This is a genomic window from Micromonospora phytophila (assembly GCF_023656545.1).
Taxonomy (GTDB): Bacteria; Actinomycetota; Actinomycetes; order Mycobacteriales; family Micromonosporaceae; genus Micromonospora; species Micromonospora phytophila.
Window position 1 is genome coordinate 1 of sequence record NZ_JAMOKF010000259.1, and the last position, 7,941, is coordinate 7,941.

8 protein-coding genes and 5 pseudogenes are annotated in these 7,941 nt (G+C 68.9%); 4 read left to right on the forward strand and 9 right to left on the reverse strand.

The genetic code is table 11. The annotated features are described in order from the left end of the window. Nucleotides 1-688: pseudogene (locus NCC78_RS23755) on the forward strand (hypothetical protein); the annotation flags it as partial. Here the strand turns inward: NCC78_RS23755 and NCC78_RS23760 are convergent. After that, nucleotides 687-988: pseudogene (locus NCC78_RS23760) on the reverse strand (transposase); the annotation flags it as partial. The pseudogenes NCC78_RS23755 and NCC78_RS23760 overlap by 2 nt on opposite strands. A gap of 403 nt (nucleotides 989-1,391) precedes the next feature. Here NCC78_RS23760 and NCC78_RS32115 point away from each other — a divergent pair. After that, a complete protein-coding gene (locus NCC78_RS32115; protein WP_284706350.1) occupies nucleotides 1,392-1,520 on the forward strand; it encodes a hypothetical protein in 129 nt (42 codons plus the stop codon). Here the strand turns inward: NCC78_RS32115 and NCC78_RS23765 are convergent. Further along, a pseudogene (locus tag NCC78_RS23765) lies at nucleotides 1,500-1,742 on the reverse strand (hypothetical protein); the annotation flags it as partial. The gene NCC78_RS32115 and the pseudogene NCC78_RS23765 sit on opposite strands and share 21 nt — an antisense overlap. On the opposite strand from NCC78_RS23765, the pseudogene NCC78_RS23770 reads away from it, so the two are divergent. Then, nucleotides 1,633-1,974 (forward strand): annotated as a pseudogene (locus NCC78_RS23770) (transposase). The pseudogenes NCC78_RS23765 and NCC78_RS23770 sit on opposite strands and share 110 nt — an antisense overlap. A gap of 115 nt (nucleotides 1,975-2,089) precedes the next feature. On the opposite strand, the gene NCC78_RS23775 reads toward NCC78_RS23770, so the two are convergent. Beyond that, nucleotides 2,090-2,431, reverse strand: coding sequence for a winged helix-turn-helix transcriptional regulator (locus tag NCC78_RS23775; protein WP_250797159.1), 342 nt, complete (start codon nucleotides 2,429-2,431; stop codon nucleotides 2,090-2,092). Between the two features lie 94 nt (nucleotides 2,432-2,525). Between NCC78_RS23775 and NCC78_RS23780 the strand changes: the two genes are divergently transcribed. Further along, nucleotides 2,526-3,137, forward strand: a complete 612-nt coding sequence (locus NCC78_RS23780) for a hypothetical protein (RefSeq protein WP_250797160.1) — start codon at nucleotides 2,526-2,528, stop codon at nucleotides 3,135-3,137. Between the two features lie 427 nt (nucleotides 3,138-3,564). Here the strand turns inward: NCC78_RS23780 and NCC78_RS23785 are convergent, their stop codons facing one another. The 6 genes and pseudogenes from NCC78_RS23785 to NCC78_RS23805 all read right to left on the reverse strand — a co-directional run bounded on the left by NCC78_RS23785 (nucleotide 3,565) and on the right by NCC78_RS23805 (nucleotide 7,802). Beyond that, nucleotides 3,565-4,134, reverse strand: a complete 570-nt coding sequence (locus tag NCC78_RS23785; RefSeq protein WP_250797162.1) for a transposase — start codon at nucleotides 4,132-4,134, stop codon at nucleotides 3,565-3,567. A gap of 38 nt (nucleotides 4,135-4,172) precedes the next feature. Continuing rightward, on the reverse strand, nucleotides 4,173-4,352 hold the full coding sequence (locus tag NCC78_RS32120) for a transposase family protein (protein WP_284706348.1): 180 nt from the start codon (nucleotides 4,350-4,352) through the stop codon (nucleotides 4,173-4,175). A 177-nt stretch (nucleotides 4,353-4,529) separates the two neighbouring features. Next, nucleotides 4,530-5,111, reverse strand: a pseudogene (locus tag NCC78_RS23790) (transposase); the annotation flags it as partial. A gap of 188 nt (nucleotides 5,112-5,299) precedes the next feature. Next, nucleotides 5,300-5,623, reverse strand: a complete 324-nt coding sequence (locus tag NCC78_RS23795) for a DUF1801 domain-containing protein (RefSeq protein WP_284706349.1) — start codon at nucleotides 5,621-5,623, stop codon at nucleotides 5,300-5,302. 336 nt (nucleotides 5,624-5,959) lie between these two features. Then, the gene (locus NCC78_RS23800; RefSeq protein ID WP_250797166.1) at nucleotides 5,960-6,811 is read right to left on the reverse strand and encodes a helix-turn-helix transcriptional regulator; all 852 of its coding nucleotides are present in this window, start codon (nucleotides 6,809-6,811) and stop codon (nucleotides 5,960-5,962) included. Nucleotides 6,812-6,830: 19 nt separating this feature from the next. Then, nucleotides 6,831-7,802 (reverse strand): SDR family oxidoreductase, encoded by a 972-nt coding sequence (locus NCC78_RS23805; protein ID WP_250797167.1) that lies wholly within the window; start codon nucleotides 7,800-7,802, stop codon nucleotides 6,831-6,833. Nucleotides 7,803-7,941 lie beyond the last annotated feature (139 nt).

Here is a 7,941-nt window from a genome sequence, read left to right on the forward strand (position 1 = left end):
CCCAGAGGCATCGGCCGATCTCGACGACACGCCGCACGAACCGGACCCGGCCCCCGCGACGGCGGCCCACCTTCCCGCAGGATCCGGCGGGGACGGCTCCGGGACGGCGGAGGCTGGGGCGGACAGCACCGAACCCGACGGGATGCCGCCCGACGGGGTACTCGCCGCCCCGGGGACCCGCCGGATGTACCAGCCACCCAAGACCGACCACCGGACGCGGGTTCGGACGACCTGGCCGGTCGTTCCGGCGCGGCGGGTGCCGCCCCGAACCGAGCCCGCTCCGGGCGCCGAGGCGACCCACCCGGCCGGCACGGAGGAGACGTCCGAGCTGGCACTCCGACTTCGGCACCGGCCACCCCTGCCGGACGTGAACCGGGCCGTGAACTGGGACACCCTCGCGGCCGCCCGGCGCGCCGGGCCCCCGCCCACGATCGACGCCGCCCCGGCCGCCCCGGCGTCCGTCGTCGAGGCGGTACGGGCCAGCGGGCGGCTGGGCCTGTTCCGGCGCAACAAGTCCCGGGCCGACGGGGACGGCGCGGGCACCCCGGCGGACGGGGATCCGCTGCCGACGCAGGACGAGGAGATCGTCGACTGGGTGTCCCGGCTGGGCAAGCCGCTGGCGGACAACGAGCCGGATCAGGGAAGGGGCCGCCGCTCCACCGGCCGCCACCACAGCTCCTCCACGTGAGGCAGCGTTTGATCTCGCGGTCGGTCTTGCCTTGGGCTCGTCGAAGGTCGGCGTAGACGCGGGTGCGGGGGTCGCGTTGCAGCCGGCACAGGGCGACCGTGTGCAAGGCGCGGTTGAGTTGTCGGTCGCCGGAGCGGTTGAGTCGGTAGCGGACGGTCTTGCCCGATGAGGCGGGGATGGGTGCGGTGCCGGCCAGCATGGCGAAGGCGGCGTCGTCGCGGCAGCGGCCGGAGTGGGACCAGGCGGCGCCAGGACGGTGGCGGCGACGATCGGGCCGACCCCGGTCAGCGCGAGCAGGTCCGGGCGCCAGGAACGCACGATCGTGCGGATGGCCGTCTCGGGGCCCGGTGGCTTCGGCGTGGAGGGTGCGGATGCGTCGGGCGAGGTCACGCAGCACCGCCAGCGCTGATGCTGTGCCTGTTTCATGCTGACGCTTGACAGGAAGCTCACCGCGAAGTCGACGAGGGTCGCTACGAGCAGGAAGGAGCAATGACCAAAGGAATGGGCAGGGTGACCAGAGAGCATGGAACTCAGGGCTCCGCAGGACCTCCGGAGTGCGGGGTCGTGCGAGCGGCACGTCGATCGTGGATAGGACGCGACCCGGTCGTTGTGCCATCACCACGACACGGTCGGACAGGAAGACGGCCTCCGGGATGCAGTGGGTCACCAACGGTGTCCTGGTCGAACGCTCCAGCCAGATTCGTTGAAGCTCGACGTTGAGACGTTGCCGGGTCATCTCGTCGAGCGCACCGAACGGCTCGTCGAGCAGGAGCACGTCGGGGCTTATCGCCAGCGTGCGCGCGATGGCCACACGTTGACGCATGCCGCCTGAGAGCTGGCCGGGCCGGGCGCTGCACCGCCTGGCCGATTCAACCGGAACCGTCGCCCGCCTCGCCGCCGCGATCACCCAACGCTGCAGGACCCTCACCGAAGAGATCAACAGGATCGAGGCCGAGATCCGCGAAGTGGCCGAGAAACTGGTACCAGCCCTCATCGCCATCCCCGGCTGCGCCGCTTTGACCGCCGCGAAGATCCTCGGCGAGACAGCCGGCATCACACGATTCCGCTCCGCGGCAGCCTACGCCCGGCACAACGGCACCGCACCGCTACCGGTCTAGTCATCCAACCGAGCCCGCCACCGACTCAGCCGCACCGGCAACCGCCAGCTCAACGCCGCACTCAACCGCATCGCGATGACCCAGGCCCGATGTCACCAGCCCGCCAAGGACCTCATCGCACGCCAGAGAACTCCGGCGACGGCGGCCTCGAAGCCCTCCGCGTGCTGAAACGAGGCCTATCCGACGTCGTCTACCAGGCCCTACGCACCGACTGCGTGCCCGAGGCTTGACAGAGGAGCTATCCACAGTCCCGCAAGTCGCCAGACCACGGCCAGCCGCGGGCCTACGCGATCGCATGCGTGCAGCGCATTGACTCGTCGGGTGTGGCCTGACCGTGGGTGCGCTGAAGGTGCGTCTCGCCCCAGACCCGGACGCCTTCCACGACAGGCAAGACCGTGGTGCCATAGGAGGTGAGCCTGTAGATGACCGGTGCCGGGATGGGTCCGGTCACGACGCGCTCGACGAGCCCGTCAGCCTCGAGTTCGCGCAGCTGCTCGGCCAGCACCTTGGGCGTGATCGGCGCGCCCAGACGGCGGAGGCCGGCGAAGTGGCGCTCGCCATGGGCGAGCCAATACACAAGGGTCATCTTCCACTTCCCACCGATCGCGGCGAACGCCGCGGCCATCGGGCAGCCGGGTAGAGGATTGGGGCGCGACGGTGGAGGGTTACCTGCAGGTGCCTTCTTGCTCATGGGCGTGCTCCGCTCAGATAGTCAAATCATGAACCTTCACACCAAGATCACCGTCCCATACAAGCGAATCCTGGTCCCGTGCCTCTCGCTCCTCATGCTGACCGCGATGGCGGCGTCGGGCGACGCGGCGACGGCTTCCTTCAGGGCTTCGGCGGCTGTCGAGGACGGCCAACGTGACTTCGACTGGGAGATCGGTGCCTGGCATACCAAGGTGCGGGTGCTCGCCGATCCGCTCTCGGGATCCGAGGATGAATGGCTCCACTTCGAGGGTACGAGCGTCGTGCGTCCGCTGCTGGACCGGCGTGCGAATGTCGTCGAACTGAAGGTCTCGGGGGCGAACGGACGGATCGAGGGCCTCAATCTGCGGCTCTATGAGCCCCAGGCGGGGCGCTGGAGCCTGACCTTCGTGAACATCCGCGATGGACTGCTCACCCCGTCCGTGTACGGCGGGTTCCACGACGGTGTGGGCGAGTTCTACGGCGACGACCAGCTCGGGGGACGTGCGATCAAGGTGCGCTTCCTCATCTTCCGGCAGGGCCCGGACAAGGCGAGGTTCGAACAGGCCTTCTCAGACGACGGCGGGGAGACGTGGGAGACGAACTGGATCGCCGTGGACAATCGAACTGACAACGGCAGCTGAGAACTGACACCGTGGCGGACACGTCACGATGCATGAACGGCGAGCGGAGACGCACACCCGAAGTGGGGAGACCACCCAACCCCACAAGCCCGCAGACGGTGAGGACGCAGAGGCATCGGGCTTGCCGGCGTTGCTCCCACAAGCAGTGAGGGATACGAAAACGCGGCGTTACGATCATGGCTTTGCGGATCGTGGCGCGCACAGTACTGCCGCGATAGGCCTCGACACCCAACGGGATAACCTGCCCCGTCGGGCACCTGGCGATACTGCCCCCGGTCAAATCGGCTGATCGATTCGAGTCCCGCAGACGGCAAAACTCAGGCCAGCGCCCGCATCGACAGGCGCATGGCCGGCGGCGCTGGGTCGTGTCCCCCATCCGCGGTGTGCGTGAGCACGGGTGACACGACGGCGCGACGACGCCTCAATGCTACGCAGAACGGGCGGCGTGCTGTCCCCAGAGCGCTCGGATAGCCTTCGCCTCACTTGACTCCGCCGCGAACGGCGGTAGCGGCTGCACCTCGGCGGGCATGGTGTCGCCGGCTGGTGGCGGTGCCGGGGCGACGAGCCGGGACCGATACGCGTTGACGGTCTTCTCGACCGCCTGGCCCAAGTTCTGCCAGAGGTGGAACCGGTCCGCGACCTGCAACGCGTCCGGGGCACCGGCGCGGGCGCCTTCGCCATAGCCGCCGCCGCGGTCGCGGCAGATCACCTCAACTTCGGGGTGCTGCCGCAGCCACGCGGCGAGGCTGTCGCCGTCACGGCCGTCAAACATGTCGACCGGACGGTGGCTGGTCATGTCGATCAGCACGGTGCCGTAGTGACGCCCCCGGCGGAACGCGAAATCGTCGACGCCGAGCACTGTAATCGGTGACATCAGCGGATCGGGTAACGCTCTGACCAGCCGCAACAACGTGTCGCGGCCCACGGCCGCCCCGATGACCGACGTCAGCCGGGAACCGGCCCGGCCAGCCAACGCCAAACCGATCTGCGTCAGCATTCCTCGCAGCCCCGGCGTCAACCGCGCATGCGGCGCGGTTAACCACCGATCTGCTCGGCGAAAGTCTTCGCCGGGCAGCCGGTGTTGTCGCAGCGGAACCGCCGGACCTGCACCTGAAGCAGCAGCCCCATCCCCGCTATCGCGACATCCCGCAGCCGCCGCTGATAACGCCCACGAACCCTGCCCGACCCGCTGCTGGCAACGGCCGCACCGCGCAGTCGCGGCCCGAGCCCGACCTGACAGCACCACTACGCCATCACGCTGCTCAACAGCTTCGATTGACAGACCCGACAGATGCGGCAGTAGCTGCTCCACAAGCGAACACGCCAGACATGATCAACGAACCTGCCCTACTCGGGACGGAACCGTCCACATCACAAGATCGGCGACAGAGCCCGGACCTTGACCACGATGGCGTCGATGAACACCGCCGCGTAGATCTCGTCCAAGGGCCGGTGGGACCAGTCGGTCATCTCCTCGATCACCGTGTCGGTGATCCGGGAGATCGTCTCCTTCGACACCGACGCCCCGTAGATCTCGGCAACGTGCGCGCTGATCTCCCCGGTCGTCAGGCCTTTGGCATACAGCGACAACACGACCTCGTCGACACCCGACAGGCGGCGTTGCCGCTTGCGGACGATCTGCGGGGTGAACGTGCCCGCCCGGTCCCGTGGCACCTCGATCTGCACCGGCCCCGACGCGTCGGTCAGCACCGCCTTCGGCCGGCTGCCGTTACGGATGTTGCCCGAACCGACGCCAGCCGGGTCGTGTTTCTCGTAGCCGAGGCGCTCGGTCATCTCCTCGTTCAGCGCGGTCTCCAGGACCGTCTTGGTCAACTGCTTCAGCAACCCGTCCGGACCGGTCAGCGACAGGCCCTGCCTCTTCGCGGCCCGAACCAGCTCGGCCGCGGCTTTCGCCTCCGCCGACGGCTCAGGCCGCTTCTTCCGCCCGGTCCCATCGTTCAGTGTCGCGGTCATCACGGCACCCTCCTCACCAGGCACAACGCCCGGCAGGTCAGGCCGGAAACACCGTTAGATCCACAGACCCTCAGCCGACCATGGCAGACCCGCTGGTCGTCACCAGGTGCAGACCCCTGTACGAGGAACGCCGGGTGAATGATGCTTCGGTTCCCGGCGCTCCTCGTGTTGCCAAGCCTGTCTCCACGTCAGCCGCTGGTCAGCCCTTCCAGGTCACGTGCCGCGCGCAGCCATGTGGTGAACAGTTCGGTGTCGATGTCGGCCAGGGTGCGGAGTTTCACGCTGGCCATTGCTCGCGCGCCAGCTTCGAGGCGGCCGGACGGGTCGATGACTTCCTGTCCACGCCAGAATCCGAAGGTCAGGTAGGCGGAGTAGGACTTGATGTAGCAGACCGGGGACGTGCCTGGGGCGGGGCCCAGGCTCCAGACCGGGTGCCCGTGCCAGACCGCACCGGCCCCGGGAAGCGCCGTCTCGATGAGCGGCACGACCTTGTCGGCGATCTGGCGGGCCAGGTAATCGTCGGGGGGCCGCCGTGAGCTGCGGGTATGTGGTTGGGGTTCTGCCGCATTGGGTCCACTACACCTGGCGGTACGCGAACCGTATCGTCGACAGGTAGTTGATCAAGGGTTGGTTCTAGGGTCAGCCCTTGCCCGTTTGTGGCGGTCGGGATGCGGAAGCGGGGGACACGAGGCGCTTGACCTGATCGACGCCACCCCGGTCGGCCTCTCGACGGCGGCGGTGAGGTCGCCCGACACGATGACCGCTACGCTCCAGGACCAGGTCAACACGGACTTGCTCGCCTTCCTGAAGGGCTGACCCGGGCCCAACGCGCCCGTGGCCCGGGTACCTCAGCTCTCCGGGTAGCTCATCTCCTGGCCAGCCACGACCGAGAGGAGCCGCAGCTTCTCATGGCTCTCGCTGCCCGGGGTTGCGGTGAAGACCTGCAATGACTGGGACTGGTCCGGATCGACCAGGACCTGGCAGTGCAGTTCGAGGAGGCCGAACTGCGGATGCTGGATGCGCTTCGGGCCGCAGTACGGCCCCGGTACCGGATGCTCCCGCCACAGCTCGGCGAATTCCGGGCTCCGGGCGAGCAGCGCCTCGACAATCTCCCCGGCCCGGGAGTCCTTCCCATCCCGGGTGTACGCGCGGTGCAGGTCCGATGCGATCAGCCGGCTGTGCGTGGGATGGTCCTCCTCAGCGTAGACGCGCCGGGAGTCCGGGTCGGTGAACCAGCGGTAGTGCAGGCTGCGGGCCAGGCCGGTGTAGCCGGTCTCGTCACCGAGCAGGGCGCTGGCGAGCCGGGTCTGGCGCAGCGTCTCGCCGAGGTCGCTCACCACCTGGGCGGCAATGTCGTCGAGGCCGTCGAAGATTCGCATCATGCCGGGGCTGATGTGCTCGCCGCGCCGGACCCGGTGCGGGGTCGGGTACCCGCCGAGGCGGAACAAGTGGTCCCGCTCCTCCAAGGAGAGCCGCAAGCCGCGGGCGATCGCGGCGAGCATCTGCTCGGACGGGTGCGGGCCGCGCTGCTGCTCGATCCGGCTGTAGTAGTCCGTCGACATGTCGCTGAGCGCGGCGACTTCCTCCCGGCGCAGCCCGCCGGTACGCCGCGGCCGCTGCCCCCGCGGCAGCCCGACATCCTCCGGCTGGAGCGCCTCGCGCCGAGTCCGGAGGAAGTCGGCCAGTCGGGCGCGATCCATGGTGCCTCCCTTCTTGACGTCAGGCCGTGAACTCGACCTTGGCCAACTGTTCCGAGACGGTCCAGAGGCGGGCCGCGTCGCCGTCGTCGCGGGCCGAGCGGTAAACCGCCAGTTCGGTCGGGCCGCCGGTGAACTGGCCGAGGCCGTCGGGTCCGTAGAACCGGCCGCCCTGCGCCTGCGGGCTGGTGGCCGCGTACAGGGCGGGCAGCAGGCCGGCGTCGACGGTCTGCACGAACAGGCCCCAGCGGAGCAGCCGCCGCATGACGGCCTCGTGGACCGACGGCCGGGAGCGGCCCAGGTTCGGGCCGGAGGCGTAGAGGTTGGTCAGGGTGGTGCCCGGGTGGGCGACGTTGCTGGTGATGCCCCAGCCGGCCGCCCTGCTGCGCCGGTCCAGTTCGAGTCCGAAGTGCAGGGTGGCCAGCTTCGACAGGTTGTACGCGCGGGCCGCCGAGTACTTCCGCTCGCTCTGTAGGTCGTGCCAGTCGATCTTCGCGTAGCGGGCGGCGCTGCTCGACATGGTGGTGACCCGAGCCTGCCCGGCGCGCAGCAGCGGCAGCAGACCGGCGGTCAGGGCCACGTGGCCGATGTGGTTCGTCCCGAACTGCAGTTCGAGGCCGTCGCTAGTGGTGTGGCGGGTGGGCGGGGTCATCACCCCGGCGTTGTTGATCAGAAGGTGGATCGGGCGTCCCTCGTCGAGCATCGTGTCGGCGAACGCCCGGATCGAGGCGAGTGAGGCGAGGTCCAGGTCCCGAACGGAGACCTCGGCACCGGGTGCCGACGCCCGTACCTTATCGACCGCCGCGGCACCCTTGTCCGGATTACGGACCGGAAGTACCACCTCGGCGCCGGCGTCCGCCAGCCGCTTGGCCAGGCCGAGGCCGAGGCCGTCGCTGCCGCCGGTCACCACGGCCAGCTTTCCGGTCAGGTCGGGTACGGTCACGCCCTTCACAACAACTTTCTGGTAGATGGTGTTTCCGCAGGCGGCTTTCACTGTTGCACTGGACCTGGCAGGCAACCAGGTGATCCGTATCCAGGGACCTGCAGACCGTGGATGAACCCGGTCGGCAGCCCCGGATCGGCTGTACCTGGCTGTGCCGATCCGGCCCGCCAAGACTCGGATCCATGACTGG

Excerpts from the sequence above, each read along its gene's own strand:
- NCC78_RS23775 (WP_250797159.1), bottom strand. The coding sequence starts at position 2,431 with ATGGCCGCGGCGTTCGCCGCGATCGGTGGGAAGTGGAAGATGACCCTT.
- NCC78_RS23785 (WP_250797162.1), bottom strand. The coding sequence starts at position 4,134 with ATGCTGACGCAGATCGGTTTGGCGTTGGCTGGCCGGGCCGGTTCCCGG.
- NCC78_RS23800 (WP_250797166.1), bottom strand. The coding sequence starts at position 6,811 with ATGGATCGCGCCCGACTGGCCGACTTCCTCCGGACTCGGCGCGAGGCG.
- NCC78_RS23780 (WP_250797160.1), top strand. The coding sequence starts at position 2,526 with ATGAACCTTCACACCAAGATCACCGTCCCATACAAGCGAATCCTGGTC.